The organism is Streptosporangium fragile (assembly GCF_039534445.1).
Classification (GTDB): domain Bacteria; phylum Actinomycetota; class Actinomycetes; order Streptosporangiales; family Streptosporangiaceae; genus Streptosporangium; species Streptosporangium fragile.
Genome location: NZ_BAAAVI010000067.1, coordinates 15,564 through 29,756, shown reverse-complemented (window position 1 = coordinate 29,756; position 14,193 = coordinate 15,564). Strand labels below are relative to the sequence as shown.

18 protein-coding genes are annotated in these 14,193 nt (G+C 71.3%); 1 reads left to right on the top strand and 17 read right to left on the bottom strand.

The genetic code is table 11. The features are described 5' to 3' along the window. Positions 1–147: 147 nt before the first annotated feature. Positions 148–606, bottom strand: coding sequence for an NUDIX hydrolase (locus ABD841_RS32320; RefSeq protein WP_344979708.1), 459 nt, complete (start codon positions 604–606; stop codon positions 148–150). 150 nt (positions 607–756) lie between these two features. Between ABD841_RS32320 and purU the strand changes: the two genes are divergently transcribed. Continuing rightward, positions 757–1,611: a formyltetrahydrofolate deformylase gene (gene purU / locus ABD841_RS32315; protein ID WP_344979706.1), complete on the top strand. Its 855-nt coding sequence runs from the start codon at positions 757–759 to the stop codon at positions 1,609–1,611. Positions 1,612–1,713: 102 nt separating this feature from the next. On the opposite strand, the gene ABD841_RS32310 is transcribed toward purU, so the two are convergent. The 16 genes from ABD841_RS32310 to ABD841_RS32240 form a co-directional block, all read right to left on the bottom strand. Beyond that, on the bottom strand, positions 1,714–2,130 hold the full coding sequence (locus ABD841_RS32310) for a hypothetical protein (RefSeq protein WP_344979704.1): 417 nt from the start codon (positions 2,128–2,130) through the stop codon (positions 1,714–1,716). A gap of 29 nt (positions 2,131–2,159) precedes the next feature. Further along, a complete protein-coding gene (gene hypE / locus ABD841_RS32305) occupies positions 2,160–3,392 on the bottom strand; it encodes a hydrogenase expression/formation protein HypE (RefSeq protein ID WP_344979702.1) in 1,233 nt (410 codons plus the stop codon). Beyond that, complete coding sequence (hypD, locus tag ABD841_RS32300) at positions 3,389–4,516, bottom strand: hydrogenase formation protein HypD (protein ID WP_344979700.1); 1,128 nt, start codon at positions 4,514–4,516, stop codon at positions 3,389–3,391. Before hypD ends, hypE begins: the two co-directional genes overlap by 4 nt. Before the next feature lie 6 nt (positions 4,517–4,522). After that, on the bottom strand, positions 4,523–4,774 hold the full coding sequence (locus ABD841_RS32295) for a HypC/HybG/HupF family hydrogenase formation chaperone (RefSeq protein WP_344979698.1): 252 nt from the start codon (positions 4,772–4,774) through the stop codon (positions 4,523–4,525). Next, positions 4,749–5,141 carry a hydrogenase maturation nickel metallochaperone HypA/HybF gene (locus tag ABD841_RS32290; protein ID WP_344979697.1) on the bottom strand — a complete coding sequence of 131 codons (393 nt, stop codon included), beginning with the start codon at positions 5,139–5,141 and terminating at the stop codon, positions 4,749–4,751. Before ABD841_RS32290 ends, ABD841_RS32295 begins: the two co-directional genes overlap by 26 nt. A 92-nt stretch (positions 5,142–5,233) precedes the next feature. Further along, positions 5,234–5,338 carry a DUF6893 family small protein gene (locus ABD841_RS40960; protein WP_425582077.1) on the bottom strand — a complete coding sequence of 35 codons (105 nt, stop codon included), beginning with the start codon at positions 5,336–5,338 and terminating at the stop codon, positions 5,234–5,236. Further along, the gene (locus ABD841_RS32285) at positions 5,332–5,940 is read right to left on the bottom strand and encodes a hydrogenase maturation protease (RefSeq protein ID WP_344979695.1); all 609 of its coding nucleotides are present in this window, start codon (positions 5,938–5,940) and stop codon (positions 5,332–5,334) included. The genes ABD841_RS40960 and ABD841_RS32285 overlap by 7 nt, the downstream gene beginning before the upstream one ends. After that, positions 5,937–7,376 carry a hypothetical protein gene (locus ABD841_RS32280; protein ID WP_344979693.1) on the bottom strand — a complete coding sequence of 480 codons (1,440 nt, stop codon included), beginning with the start codon at positions 7,374–7,376 and terminating at the stop codon, positions 5,937–5,939. The genes ABD841_RS32285 and ABD841_RS32280 overlap by 4 nt, the downstream gene beginning before the upstream one ends. Then, the gene (locus ABD841_RS32275) at positions 7,373–8,005 is read right to left on the bottom strand and encodes a DUF6084 family protein (RefSeq protein ID WP_344979691.1); all 633 of its coding nucleotides are present in this window, start codon (positions 8,003–8,005) and stop codon (positions 7,373–7,375) included. The genes ABD841_RS32280 and ABD841_RS32275 overlap by 4 nt, the downstream gene beginning before the upstream one ends. Continuing rightward, complete coding sequence (locus ABD841_RS32270; protein WP_344979689.1) at positions 7,998–8,816, bottom strand: DUF5947 family protein; 819 nt, start codon at positions 8,814–8,816, stop codon at positions 7,998–8,000. The genes ABD841_RS32275 and ABD841_RS32270 overlap by 8 nt, the downstream gene beginning before the upstream one ends. After that, positions 8,813–9,379: a NifU family protein gene (locus tag ABD841_RS32265; RefSeq protein ID WP_344979687.1), complete on the bottom strand. Its 567-nt coding sequence runs from the start codon at positions 9,377–9,379 to the stop codon at positions 8,813–8,815. The genes ABD841_RS32270 and ABD841_RS32265 overlap by 4 nt, the downstream gene beginning before the upstream one ends. Before the next feature lie 57 nt (positions 9,380–9,436). Beyond that, positions 9,437–11,218, bottom strand: coding sequence for a nickel-dependent hydrogenase large subunit (locus tag ABD841_RS32260; RefSeq protein WP_344979685.1), 1,782 nt, complete (start codon positions 11,216–11,218; stop codon positions 9,437–9,439). 1 nt (position 11,219) lies between these two features. Beyond that, positions 11,220–12,296, bottom strand: a complete 1,077-nt coding sequence (locus ABD841_RS32255) for an NADH-quinone oxidoreductase subunit B family protein (RefSeq protein WP_344979684.1) — start codon at positions 12,294–12,296, stop codon at positions 11,220–11,222. An 85-nt stretch (positions 12,297–12,381) separates the two neighbouring features. Then, positions 12,382–13,167 (bottom strand): D-sedoheptulose-7-phosphate isomerase, encoded by a 786-nt coding sequence (locus tag ABD841_RS32250; protein ID WP_344979682.1) that lies wholly within the window; start codon positions 13,165–13,167, stop codon positions 12,382–12,384. Continuing rightward, positions 13,154–13,447: a HypC/HybG/HupF family hydrogenase formation chaperone gene (locus ABD841_RS32245; RefSeq protein WP_344979680.1), complete on the bottom strand. Its 294-nt coding sequence runs from the start codon at positions 13,445–13,447 to the stop codon at positions 13,154–13,156. The genes ABD841_RS32250 and ABD841_RS32245 overlap by 14 nt, the downstream gene beginning before the upstream one ends. Then, on the bottom strand, positions 13,444–14,076 hold the full coding sequence (locus ABD841_RS32240; RefSeq protein WP_344979678.1) for a D-sedoheptulose-7-phosphate isomerase: 633 nt from the start codon (positions 14,074–14,076) through the stop codon (positions 13,444–13,446). Before ABD841_RS32240 ends, ABD841_RS32245 begins: the two co-directional genes overlap by 4 nt. Positions 14,077–14,193 lie beyond the last annotated feature (117 nt).

The following is a 14,193-nucleotide window of genomic DNA, read 5'->3' as shown; positions in this document are numbered from 1 at the left end:
CCGTTTCTCGGGTAGGTGGCGATTTTTCCTCCGCCGGGGGAGATGTCGATACCCGCTACTCCTCGGGGGGGAGGATCCGCCCCCGGCGGGAGAGGTTTGCCACCCCTGCGGAGGATGTCTCTCGTCCCCGGACCGGACCGAGGCGTCTCACCCCAGCCTCGTGACGCGGGAGACGACCTCCGGCAGGCCCGGAGGTTCCAGGGGGTCGGCGAGGTCTGCCATCTCCCGGGGTGAGAACCAGCCCGAGCCCAGGTAGGTCGCGTCCTCCTCGGCCGTGAACGACCCCGGGCGCACCTCGGGGGTGCCCTCGAACCTGGCCAGGTAGAAGCGCTCGGTCTTGACGTAGTGGATGCCGAGCCAGTGGAAGTCGCGGCGCACCGGCACCCACCGGTCCAGCACCGCCCCGGCCGGCAGGCCCGTCTCCTCCGCCAGTTCCCGCCGCGCGGCCGCGAAGGGTGTCTCACCCGGGTCGATCCCACCTCCCGGCGGCTCCCACAGGCTCCGGCCGCTGACGGTGTCGCGCCAGTGCAGCAGGAGCACCCGGCCCGCCCCGTCCACGCAGATCACCCGGGCCGCGGGCCGGTCGTCCGGCGGAATGTCGCTCATAGGCCCGGGACGCTATCACCGGTGTCGTGTCCCGCGGGCCCGCGAGGGTCACCGGTCGGCCACGGTGCGAAAGGAAGGCCCCGGGGCGCTGTACCCTGCCCAGATCAGGTGGGAAACACCGTACGATCCGACCTCCTCAAGGGTGAAGGCATGAGTTCCAGGGCCGAGTTTGTGTTGACGTTGTCCTGCCCCGACCGCCCCGGTGTGGTGGCCGCGGTCTCCGGCCTGCTGGCCGGGAAGGGGTGCAACATCACCGAGAGCCAGCAGTTCGGGGATGCCGCGGCCGAGCGGTTCTTCATGCGGGTGCAGTTCTCCTCGCCGCTGCCCGACACCGAGCTCCGCGCGGCCTTCGCCGCGCTCGCCCCCGAGCTCGGCATGGACTTCAAGCTGCGGGACGTCTCCGTCAAGCCGCGCGTGCTGGTGATGGTCAGCAAGTTCGGCCACTGCCTGAACGACCTGCTCTACCGGACGCGCTCGGGCCTGCTCGACATCGAGATCGTCGCCGTCGTCTCCAACCACCCCGACCTGCGCCCGCTGACCCAGTCGTACGGCATCGACTACCACCACCTGCCGGTCACCCCGGAGACCAAGGCCAAGCAGGAGCAGGAGGTGCTGACCCTCGTCGGCCACTACCAGGCCGACCTGGTGGTGCTCGCCCGCTACATGCAGGTCCTGTCGGAGGACCTCTGCGCCAAGCTCGCCGGCAATGTGATCAACATCCACCACTCGTTCCTGCCGTCGTTCAAGGGGGCCAAGCCGTACCACCAGGCCCATTCCCGCGGCGTGAAGCTGATCGGCGCCACCGCGCACTACGTGACCCCCGACCTGGACGAGGGCCCGATCATCGAGCAGGAGGTCGCCCGGGTCAACCACACGCACTCCGCGGACGACCTCGCCGCCATCGGCCGTGACGTCGAGTGCCAGGTGCTGGCCCGCGCCGTCCGCTGGCACAGCGAACAGCGCGTCCTGCTCGACGGGCACAAGACGATCGTCTTCCCGCGGTAGACCCGCCACGGGCCGGGCCGGCCGCCCCGGTCCCCCGAGAGCGTCCGCCCCGTCACGCGGTCAGGTCAACGGTGGACGCCGGAGGGAGCGGGGGCACCGCGGTCAGCCGCCCTGGTCTCCCGAGGGCATCCGGGGGCTCTCCTCGTCGACGGTCTCCGGGGAGCCGACACCGGTGGAATCCTCAAGGCGGGAGGTGCCGTAGGGGCGGCCGGCCCCCTCGGCGCCGACCGTCTCGCGGCCCTCTTCCCCCTCCGTGACGGCGATCCTCTCACCGCTCCGGCTCTCGCTCGGGCCGACGCCCCGGACGGATTCGGGCTCCGTGTCGGTGGAGGAGACGCCCTCGCGTTCCTCCTCGGAGACCTCGCGTCCCGGCCCCCCGGCCTCGGGAGGCGGTCGGAAGGCCCGGTCACCGGCCTGGGCCACCTCCTCGCTCGACCGGCCCACGTCGGGGGAGTAGCCGTGCTCCGCTTCCTCTTCACCGAACCGGCTCGGGCTCTCGGGTTCGCGGTTGTCGTTCATGTCCAGCACCTCAACGGGCTCGCACGTTCTCAGCAGATTCTCGGCAGCGGATCGCCGACCAGCAGGTCGACGATGCGGGTGCCGCCGAAGGAGGTCCTGAGCAGGACCAGGCCCGGCGGGTCGTCGTTGATCCTCCCGATGACGGCCGCGCCGGCGCCCAGCGGGTGGGAACGCAGCGCGTCCAGCGCGGCCCCGGCGGCCTCCGCGGCCACCACCACGACCATCCGGCCCTCGCAGGCGACATAGAGCGGGTCGATCCCCAGCAGCTCGCACGCCCCCCGTACGACCGGGCGGACCGGGATCGCGTCCTCGTCGAGCACGACGGCGACCTGCGAGGACTCCGCTATCTCGTTGACGATCGTCGCCACCCCGCCCCGGGTGGCGTCGCGCAGGCAGCGCACCCGCTCGTCCGCACAGGCCGACAGGAGCAGGTCGGTCAGGGCGTTGAGCGGCGCGGTGTCGGAGGACAGGTCGGCCTCGATGTCCAGCTCGCCCCGGGCGAGCATGATGGTGATCCCGTGTTCGCCGATGGGCCCGGAGACGATGACCACGTCCCCCGGCCGGGCCGCCGTGGCGCTCAGCCGGACCGGCCGGTCGAGCGTCCCGACGCCGGCGGTGTTGATGTAGCAGCCGTCGGCCTTGCCCCGCTGGACGACCTTGGTGTCGCCGGTGACGATCTGCACGCCCGCGATCCGCGCCGCCTCCGCCATCGAGGCGGTGATGCGCCGCAGGTCGGCGATGGGGAAACCCTCCTCCAGGATGAACCCGGCCGACAGGTAGCGGGGGCGGGCCCCGCACATCGCCAGGTCGTTGACGGTGCCGTTGACCGCCAGGTCGCCGATGTCGCCGCCCGGGAAGAACAGCGGCGTCACCACGAACGAGTCGGTGGTGAAGGCGAGCCCGTCGGCGACGGCGCCGTCCTCCAGCGCCTCCAGCAACGGGTTGCGGAACGACTCCAGGAACACCGCCTCGATCAGGGTGTGCGTGGCCTTGCCGCCGGCGCCGTGCGCCAGGGTGACACGGTCCTCCCGCACGTGCGCCTTGCGGCGTCGCACCCGCTCGATGCGGTCCAGCACCTGCTGCTCCCGGTCCCGCGCCCGCAGGCGGTCCGCCTCCTGCTGCTCCCGGGTTTCTGCGCGCAGGCGGTCCGTCTCCTGCTGTTCCCGGTCCCGCGCCCGCAGGCGGTCCGCCTCCTGCGGATCGAGCATCTCCGGTCCGGGCCGGTCCTCCAGGCGGCCGGCGCCGCCGTTCCCGACATTCACCTCCGGGTCGCCTCCTTGACGCGCTCGCGGGAGAACCGGCCGAAGTTGTAGTACGCCGCGCAGGCGCCCTCGGACGACACCATGCACGTGCCGATCGGGGTCTCCGGGGTGCACGCGGTGCCGAAGACCTTGCACTCCCAGGGTTTGAGCACGCCCTTGAGCACCTCGCCGCACTGGCACGCCTTGGGATCGGCGACCCGCCCGCCGGGGATCTGGAAGATCCGTTCGGCGTCGAAGGCGGCGTACCGCTCGGCGACCCTGAGCGCCGACTGCGAGATGAAGCCCAGCCCGCGCCACTCGAAGTACGGCCGCAGCTCCATCACCTGGCCGATGGCGCGCAGCGCCTTGAGGTTGCCCTCCCACGGCACCACCCGGGCGTACTGGTTCTCCACCTCGGAGCGCCCCTCGCGCAGCTGCAGGAGGATCCGGTAGACCGTGTGGAGCACGTCGAGCGGCTCGAAGCCGGCGACCACGAGCGGCTTGCCGTAGTCGCGGGCGATGAACTCGTACGGGCGGCAGCCGATCACGGTGGAGACGTGGCCCGGCCCGACGAACCCGTCCAGGCGCAGGTCGGGGGAGTCCAGGATCGCTTTGATCGCGGGGATGATCGTCACGTGGTTACAGAAGATCGAGAAGTTCCCGATCCCCTCGGCCTCGGCGCGCAGCACCGTCATCGCCGTCGACGGGGCGGTGGTCTCGAAACCGATGGCCATGAAGACCACGCGCCTGTCCGGGTTCTGCCGCGCGATCTTCAGGGCGTCCAGCGGTGAGTACACCATCCGGATGTCCGCGCCGCGTGCCTTGGCGTCGAGGAAGGAGCCCTTCCCGCCCGGTACCCGCATCATGTCGCCGAACGACGTCATGATCACATCGGGCTGCTCGGCGATGTGGATGGCGTCGTCCACCCGCCCCATGGGGATGACGCAGACGGGGCAGCCGGGACCGTGCACCAGCGTGACGGTCTCGGGCAGGTAGTCCTCCAGCCCGTGCTTGTAGATCGTGTGGGTGTGCCCGCCGCACACCTCCATGAACTTGTACGCGCGACCCGGCTCGCACAGCGCGGCGATCCGCGTGGCGAGCATCTGGGCCTTGGTGGCGTCGCGGTACTCGTCGACGAAGCGCATCGGGTCTCACTCCTCTTCGATCATGGAGTCTCGAAGGGCCGCGATCTCGTCCTCGTACGCCTGGCCGATACTCTCCAGGAAGTCGAGCGCGGCCTTGGCCTCCATCTCGTCGATCTTCGAGAGCGCGAAGCCGACGTGGATGAGGATCCAGTCGCCGGGCACGACGCTCCCGTGCTCCAGCAGGCCGATGTTGATCGCGCGTTTGACGCCGCTCACGTCGACCATGGCGAGGTCAGGACGGTCCGACAGGACTTCCACGATCTCGCCGGGAATTCCCAGGCACATGAGAGGCCTCCGCCATCTGGATGGATTCGAGGACGAGGTCTTCGCCGCCCTCGGTGTCGATATCGGTACCGCCGCACCCGGGGCAGACGGCGAAGGGGTCGGCGGAGGCGGCGGTCCTCCCGCAGGACCGGCAGGTCAGGGTGACGGGGACGACGACCAGTTCCACCTGGGCGTCCTCGGCCACCGACCCTTCCGCGACCATGGAGAACGCCTGGTTGATCGCCGGTTCCGTGATGCGGAGCAGGGCGCCCGCGCGTACGCGCGCCCGTTCCACCCGCCGGCCGTCCGCCCGCTTCTCCACCGCGGCGAGGATCGCCTCGGCGATCCCGAACTCATGCACGGTTGGTCTCACCTCGTCTCGTACGGGGTCGATCTCATGTCGTCCGGCCGGGGACCTGCGTCGCCGGGCCGGGGAGGCGACGCGCGGAGCCGTCACATGCTCCGGATCCTCAGGTAACGCTTGATGTCGGGGATGGACTGGTAGACGAGCACGGCCACCCCCGCCAGCATCGCCAGGACCACCAGGCGTTTCAGCATGCTCGTTCCCCCTCCCGGCCCGCGGTGGCGAGCGCCATCGCGATCTCTTCCTCGACCAGCTCGACGACCATCTCCGCCGCCCTGCCGACGGCGTCCGCGACCGGCGCGCTGAGCTCCATGCCGGGAGACGTGTCGGCGGGCTCGCAACCGACCAGGAGGACCCGGGCGACGCCGGTCCTTCCCGCCTTTCCGGTCCCGTCCATCCCGCGAGCCTCGCCGGTTCCGCCGGTTCCGCCGGTTCCGCCGGTTCCGCCGGGCCCGGCCGTGTCTCCGGCCTCGTCGCCGAGCGCGTCCGCCAGCGCCAGCACCGCCTCGGGCGTCATGGAGTGCGCGTCGACGAAGGAGCCCGGACGGTCGCCCGGCGACGGTTCGATGACGTACAGGGTGCCCGGCGGCCCGCCGCGGGACACGGCGTCGACGAGGACCACGGTGTCGTACCCGCCGCCGGTCAGCTCGTAGGCGAGATGGATGCCCCGGATGCCGAAGTCCCGGACCGTGACCCCGGTGGGCAGCCCGGTACCCGCCAGGTGCCCGGCCACCGCGACCCCGAAGCCGTCGTCGCCGAGGAAGACGTTCCCCACCCCGGCCACCAGGATCTTCACGCGCCCACCTCCTCGTCGTCGGCCCACCCGGTGTCCAGCGGTTCGACCTCGTCGGGGGCGAAGTAGAGGAAACGCCCGTGGGCGCGGTACAGGTCGGCGCCCGGATCCTCGTCGAGGGTGACGGCCAGGTGGCGGACCCCGTCCAGGTCGAGGAGAACGGCCTCCACCCGGGCGGTCCTGCCCGCCAGGAACATGTCGTGGGCGTCCGCGCGCCGCCGGCCCGGGGCAAGCCGGACCCGGCTGCCCCGGGAGACGGTCACCCCGCGGATCGTCACGCCGTCGGTTTCCGGCGAGACGGTGGGGTCGGCCCCCGGATCCCACCACGGCGTGGCGGGCACCTGCTCCGGGTCCCCGGACGACGGCGTCCGCTGCGGCTCGCCGGAGGGCGGGTCCGGCGGCGTGGTGGGGCGGACCCGGTCGGGCCCGTTCAGGTAACGGATCACGCCGTGGAGCCGTTCCACCATCTCGGGCGGGAGCCCGCCGACCATGTCGACGATCTCGGCGGCCCGGGAGTCGGTCGCCCGCGCCTCCCGCGTCTCCTCCTCGGTGAGGGTGAGCGTCCGCAGATGGAGCATCTCGTCGATCTCGGTGGCGTCGAACAGGGCGCCGGGGCTCTCCGGCGCGATATCCGGGTGGTCGTACAGAATGATCGGGGAGGAGAGCATCACGTCGCGGTGGCCCGGCTCGCCGACGAGCACCGGCCAGGTGTGCTCGTTGCGGCAGGTCTCCACGGCCGGCCTGGCCCACTCGGGCGGGTCCAGCAGGGACACGAAGGCGCCGGCGTTCACCGAGACGAGCAGGTGCGCGGCGATCAGCGAGCGCCGCAGCGCCTCCTCGCGCGGCGCGCCCCGCGGCTCCCAGGTGTCGGTGTTCTCCACCCGGGCGCGCAGCTTGACCAGGTCGTACGGCCCCGGTACCCGCTCGGCGGAGACCCGCACGGCCGCCTCCAGCGGCAGGTGCCGGGTGACGACACGCCCCCGCGCCTCGCCGGACGGCCCGGGGATCGGCTCGATCGCGTGGTCCCCGGGGATGAGGACCTCGACCACCCGTTCGGCGCCGCCCAGCAGCTCGGCGATGGGGATCACCGCCTCCACCTCGCGTTCGGTCGCCTCGTCGAAGGTGAGGTAGGTCCGCCCGGCGGTGCGCAGTTCCCGGACCGGCCAGTAGCCGTCGTCCTCGGCGCGCTCGACCACGCGTGTCCTGACGTGCAGGAAGCGCAGCAGCAGGCGGGCCTCGGCGCCGGCGGCCCCCTCCAGGAGGCACTCGGTGAGGCTGGCCGGATGCTCGGCGGTGGCGGTGAACGCCGGGGGCACCAGCACCCCGAACTGCCAGCGCACCCGGTTCTTGGCCGCCGAGGCGCGGTAGGGGTAGAGCAGGTAGCCCTCGTACAGTACGGTGTCGGCCACCCGCCGGGCGATGTCCATCGGCACGCTCATCCCCGTGTCTCCCGCAGTAGTAGGTGCATGGTCTCGTCCCAGGTCGCCAGGGCGTGTTCGGACTTGAAGAGGTTGAGGTCCCGCAGGGTGTCGCGGCGCAGCCGCAGCCACCCGGAGTCCGGGAAGTAGCGGTCCATCAGCTCCCGCCAGACGGCCACCGGGAGCCGGTGGCGGGCCTCGCAGTGCCACGGCACCTGGCCCACGGTGAAGCCCTCCGGCGCCCTGGCGAAGACGGTGCCGCTGAAGAGCATGATCAGTGGGATCTCGCCGTCGTCCAGCGCGGCGAAGTACTTGCCCGCGGCCACCTCCAGGTCGTAGCCACAGGGCACCGGCACGTCGATCTCGGTGGTCCCGGTGAAGGCCGGCACCATGACCGAGACGTTGGCGAACTGCAGGGGCTTGAGCGTGTCGCCCCACCGGTCCGGGTCGCCGAACAGGTCGCCGAGCATCTCCGTCTCGGCGGCGTCGTACCGTCTCAGGTGCGGCTCCACCCGGATCTGGCAGCGCAGCGCGATGGTGTGCACCCCCGCCGGGGACGGGTGGGTGACGCGCACCCGGAAGACGAGCGTCGGGAAGGCCGCGTACGCCTCCGCCCGTGCGCCCACGCAGGTGAATGCGAGCTCATCCACGGCCGTCGCCGCCCTCCGCCGGTACGGACGGCGCGTCCGCCTCCGACGGTCCCTCCGGTTCCGCGGCCGTCCCGTGCGGCCTGTCGGGTTCCGCGGGCGTTCCCCGGAGCCCGTCCGGTTCCGCGCTCGCTTCCCGTGGTACGTCCGGTTCCGCGGGCGTCCCGTGCGGCTCCTCCGCGCCGGGGGGTACGGTCCGGCTGCGCTCGCGCAGGCTCGCGAAGAAGCCGTCGACGGCCTCCCGCGCCTCCCGGCCGCCGTCGAATCCCTTCCAGTGCAGCCGTACCAGACCGACCAGCTCGTAGCAGGCGTCGATCGGTACCAGGTGGCAGGCGAACCCCCCGTCGGGGCGGCGGTCCACCAGGAGCGCCTCCACGTCGGGCCGGGCGTCGGCCATCTCCGGGTTGGCCGCCAGGACGCGTTCCCACGTCCCCATCGGCAGCAGCGACTCGGTGGCCCCCGCCGGGCTCGGGTAGAAGGCGACGACCCGGTCCAGCGCCGAGTTGCGGAAGAAGAAAGCCATGCGGACCGGGATCTGCAGTTCCTCCCAGTCCGCCGGGCTCAGCCGGAACGACGGAGCGTACAGGTAGCGCCGCGGGATCGCGCGGTAGCGCCTGCGGCTGCCGTCGTCGCGGGTGAACAGCAGGTGGCAGGGGCGGCAGGCACACAGCAGCGCCCGGGTCTCGGTGTTCACCACGTGGCCGTGGTCGTCGCCGGCGACCTCCCCGCACAGTTCGCACCGCGCCACCCGGGGCCTGTCCGGCCCGTCCGGCCGCGGCGGTTCGCGGAACCTGCGCAGTCCGGTGGCCGTCACGGGACCGCCTCCGGCTCCGGTACCGGGCAGGGGCCCGGCGGGCGGGGCTGGATCTGCAGCAGTTCCGGCCGGTCGTCGGTCACCCCTTCGACATCCACCCGGGTCACCTCGGGCGCGGCCTCGCGGACGGCCCGTTCGATGGCGTCGGTCGCGGTGACCCGTGAGGACGGGCAGCCATGGCAGGTGCCCTCCAGGCGCAGCCGGACGACCCCTTCCTCGTCCACGCCCAGCAACTCCACGCCGCCCTCGTGCAGGCCCAGGTAGGGGCGTACGGTGTCGAGCGCCTCGCGGACGCGTTCGGCCGGGCTCAGCGGGTGCAGGTCGTGCAGGATCAGCAGGCCCGCCACGAGCCGGTCGTCGACGAGACGGCGCAGCACCTCGGCGGCCCGGACCTCGGTGACGATCTCGACGATGCGTTCCAGCCCGGCGCCGTACAGTTCGACGAGCGCCCGGACGAGTTCCTCCGCCCTGGCGCGCGTCGCGGCGTCGCCCAGCGTGCCGAGATCGGCGAGCAGCGCCTCGACGCGGCTCCCGGTCGCCTGAACGTCATGGACCTGCGGCATGTGCCCCGGCCCTCCTTTCCGGCGCCGGGGAGCGGTGGTTCCCCGGCGGCCGATGGATCACGTCGCGGTGAAGGCGTGCGGAGTGTGCACCGTGCGGAGCTCCTGACCGCCGCCGAGGTACATGTGCACCCCGCACGGCAGGCACGGGTCGAAGCTCCGTACGGTGCGCATGATGTCGATGCCCTTGAAGGTCTCCGGCGGGTTCTCCTCGAAGATCGGCGTGTTCTGCACCGCGTCCTCGTACGGTCCCGGCGTGCCGTACACGTCGCGGACGCTGGCGTTCCAGGGCGTCGGCGGGTACGGGTGGTAGTTGGCGATCTTCCCGCCCCTGATCACCATGTGGTGGGAGAGGACGCCCCGGACGGCCTCGGTGAAGCCGCAGCTGATCGTCTCGTCGGGGACGGTGAACGGCGCCCACGTCTGGGTGCGGCCCGCGCGCACCTCGGCCAGGCCCTGCTCGGCGAAGTGCAGCGCGCACGCCGCCGCGTAGGCCTGGAAGTAGGTGCGGGCCCGGTTGCGCTCGATGGCGTTGGACAGCGGCTGGCCGTTGTGCTCGGGAATCGTCCACTCGAACGTCTTCTCCGGCTTCGTGGCCGTCCGCGGCAGGTTGATCTGCACGCTGCGGCCGGTGGCCTTGACGTACCCGGTGTCGACCAGGCCGGACAGCGCCGTCGCCCAGAGCCGGGCGAGGGGACCGCCGCCGGTGTCAAGCGCGAGCGTGTTCTCCCCGTCGAACCAGCGGGGAGACATGACCCAGCTGTATTTGTCGGTGAAGTCGCGCTTCTGGGGATGCGGGATCGTGTGCTGGTTCCACGGGTGCCGGATGTCGACCGGGTTGCCCAGCGGATCATGGGTGACGAACGGTTCCTGCCCCGCCCAGTCGTCGTAGTAGGAGCTGCCCAGCAGGATCCGGATGCCGAGGTTGATGTCGACCAGGTCGTTGGTGACGAGCCTGCCGTCGACGATGACGCCCGGCGTGACGAACATCCTGCGACCCCAGTCGCTCATGTTCCGGTAGGTGAAGTCGCAGTGCTCGGGGTCCTGGAAGCTGCCCCAGCAGCCCAGCAGGACCCGCCGGCGGCCGACCTCCTCGTAGCCGGGGAGCGCTTCGTAGATGAAGTCGAACAGGTCGTCGTGCATGGGAACGACCCGTTTCATGAACTCCACGTAGCGCATCAGCCGGGTCATGTAGTCGGTGAACAACTGCACGGTCGCGACCGTGCCGACGCCGCCCGGGTAGAGCGTGGAGGGGTGGACGTGCCTGCCCTCCATGAGGCAGAACATCTCGCGGGTGGTGCGGCTGACCGCCAGCGCCTCGCGGTAGAACTCGCCCTCCAGCGGGTTCAGCGAGCGCATGATGTCGGCGATGGTCCGGTAGCCGTGGTCCTCGGCGTGCGGTGCCTCGGTGCGCTCGGCCAGCTCCAGCACGCCCGGGTTGGTCTCGCGGATCATCTTCTCGCAGTAGTCGACCCCGACCAGGTTCTCCTGGAAGATGTTGTGGTCGAACATGTACTCGGCGGCCTCGCCGAGGTTGACGATCCACTCTCCCAGGGCCGGCGGCCGGACGTCGTAGGCCATGTTCTGCGCGTAGACCGAGCAGGTGGCGTGGTTGTCGCCGCAGATCCCGCAGATCCGGCTGGTGATGAAGTGGGCGTCGCGCGGATCCTTGCCCTTCATGAAGATGCTGTAGCCGCGGAAGACCGATGAGGTGCTGTAGCACTCCACGACCCGCCTGCCGGCGAAGTCGACCTTGCAGTAGATGCCGAGACTCCCGACGATCCTGGTGATGGGGTCCCAGGCCATCTCCACGAATTCGCTGCTCCGCTCCGATGTCGTCATGTCAGCTCCAGGGCGCCTTGTAGCCGGTCAGCAGTTCACGCCCCGCGCGGCGCCACTTCGGTTCCTTGTCGACCGTCTTGAAGGTGATGCTCCGGAGGGTGCGGATGACGTTGCCGTACGCGCTGCTCAGCGTCGAGGACACGCGGGCCCCCGGCGGCTCGTCCATGAACGGCATGAACTTGTCGGGGAAGCCCGGCATCGTGCAGGCGATGCAGATCCCGCCGACGTTCGGGCAGCCGCCGATACCGTTGATCCAGCCGCGTTTGGGCACGTTGCACCGGACCACGGGGCCCCAGCACCCGATCTTGACGAGGCACTTCGGCGAGCCGTACTCGGTGGCGAACTGGCCCTGCTCGTAGTAGCCGGCCCGGTCGCAGCCCTCGTGGACGGTCTGGCCGAACAGCCACGTCGGGCGCAGCGCCTCGTCCAGCGGGATCATCGGGGCCTGACCGGCGACCTGGTAGAGCAGGTAGAGGATCGTCTCGGAGAGGTTGTCCGGGTGGATCGGGCAGCCCGGGACGTTGACGATCGGCAGACCGGCCTTGGAGCGCCAGTCCCAGCCCAGGTAGTCGGCGACGCCCATGGCGCCGGTCGGGTTGCCGGCCATGGCGTGGATGCCGCCGTACGTCGCGCAGGTGCCGGCGGCCAGGACGGCGGTCGCCTTGGGCGCGAGCCGGTCCAGCCACTCGCTGGTCGTCATGGGCTGACCGGTCTCCGGGTTGTTGCCGAACCCGCACCAGTAGCCCTCCTGCTTGATCGACTCGTTCGGGATCGAACCCTCGACGACCAGGACGAACGGGTCGAGCTCGCCGCGGTCGGCCTTGAAGAACCACTCGATGAAGACGTCGGCCCCCTGCATCGGTCCGCACTCGAAGTCGATGAGGGGCCAGTGCACGGCCACCTTCGGCAGCCCGGGGAACGCGCCGAGCACGATCTCCTCGATGCTCGGCTGGGTGGCCGCGGTGAGGGCGACGGAGTCGCCGTCGCAGCTCAGCCCGGCGTTGATCCAGAGTATGTGGACCACCGGTTCCCGCTGTTCCGGAGGTCTGGCGTTCGCTGCGTCCGTTGGCGTTGCCATGACGCCTCCCCACTCCTCGTGGACATCGATTGATCGTGATCGGTGCGAGGGTTGTCAGCGCGGCGCGGACCACGGCGCCCGGTCTTCATCCGGGACCGTGGGCCCGCGGGACCGGTTCCGGTCCGGGTACGTCCCGTGTCCCGGGCGCGTGCCCGGTTCCGCGCGGCTGCCCGGCCTCCGGCGGGGCGTGGGTCGCGAGCGCGTGCCGGGTCAGCTCCCACAGGACGTGGTACAGCGTCGTCTGCGCCTCCTGGATCCGGTGCACAGACGAGGAGGGCACGACGAACAGGTAGTCGAGCAGGCCGAGTTCGGCGAGCCTGCCGCCTCCGCCGCCGGCCAGGCCGACGGTGAGCATGCCCCGCCGCGCCGCCTCCTCGAACGCCCGCACCACGTTGGCCGAGCCCCCGCTGGTCGACAGGCCGACCGCGATGTCCCCGGACCGTCCCAGCGCCGCGAGCTGGCGGGCGAAGACGACCTCGAAGCCCACGTCGTTGGAGAGCGCGGTGACCACGGCGACGTCGGTGGTCAGCGAGAGGGCGGGCAGCGCCCGGCCGCGGGGAGGATGCAGGAAGGTGGTGGCGACCTCCTGGGCGTCGGTGCTGCTGCCGCCGTTGCCGAAGCTGAACAGCCGGCCGCCCGCGGTGAACCTGGCCGCCATCTCCTCGGCGCACGCGGCCAGTTCCGCCGCCGACTCCTCGGCCACCTGCCGGCGCAACCGCACGATCTCACCGGCCTTCTCCACGGTGGACCGCCTGGCCTCCTCCAGCGCCGTGTCGAGCCCGGCCCGGCCGGCGTAGAGGAAGGGGTAGAGCCCTTCGACGCCCTCGGCGGGCCGGACGCCCCCGGGAGGTGTCTCGTCAGGCGGGCCCATCGTGGCCTCCCCGGCCCGTGTTCCCGGGCGTGCCGCTCTCCGGTCCGGTGCTCTTGGGTGTGCCGCCCCCGCGCGTGACCACGGCGATGGCCTCCTTGGCGTGGACGAGGACGGTGTCGCCGACCTCCGGGTCGACGAGCGCCACGCTCACCTCCTCCAGGACCCCGCCCGCGTCGACGATCGCGAGGTTCGGCTCCATCAGCCGGACCACCGTCACCGGCAGCGCCTCATCGGAGCAGGTGACGCAGACGTCACCGGTACAGTGGCCGGGCCTGTTCATCGTGCGCCCCCGTTCGCGAGCAGGCCCGGCTGGTCGAAGAACACGTGCACCAGCTCCCAGAGCAGGTGGTAGGTGGTCACGTGGACCTCCTTGACCACGGTGGGGTCGTCCGCGGCGGCGACCAGGACGTGGTCCGCCGTCCGGTTCCGCGCGATCGTGCCTCCGTCCCCGCCGACGAGGGCGACGGTCAGCAGCCCCAGTTCCCCGGCGACCTCCAGGCCCCGTACCACGCTCGCGCACCGGCCGTCCCGGGAGACGCCCAGCGCGATGTCGGAGGGGGCGGCCCAGCAGCGCAGCTGGTGGGCGAAGGCCTCGGCGACGCCTTCCTCGCCGCACACCCCGCTGACCGTCGCGGCGTCGTTGCTCAGGGCCAGCGCCGCGAGCGCCCGCTTGCCCACGATGACCGGGTGCATGAACTCGACCGCGATGTGCGCCGCGTCCGTGCCCGCGCCGCCGCTGCCGAAGACGATGAGTTTGCCGCCGCGACGGAAGCGCACAGCCATGGCCTGGCAGGTTCGCGCGATGTTCTCCGCGTCGTCCGCCAGGGCCCGGCCGGCGTGATCCCGGCGGGCGAAGGCCTCGATGACGACGTCGTGAACGGTGGGCGCGGTAGACGCTGTTTGCGTCATATGTGTGGCTGTACGCGTGATAGGCATCGTTGCCTCCGTTTTTTCACGGTAGTCGTTAGGTTACGGCGGGTTATTTCAGTGCCGACACCCATGCGCGACAATCGGGAGTAAAGCTCT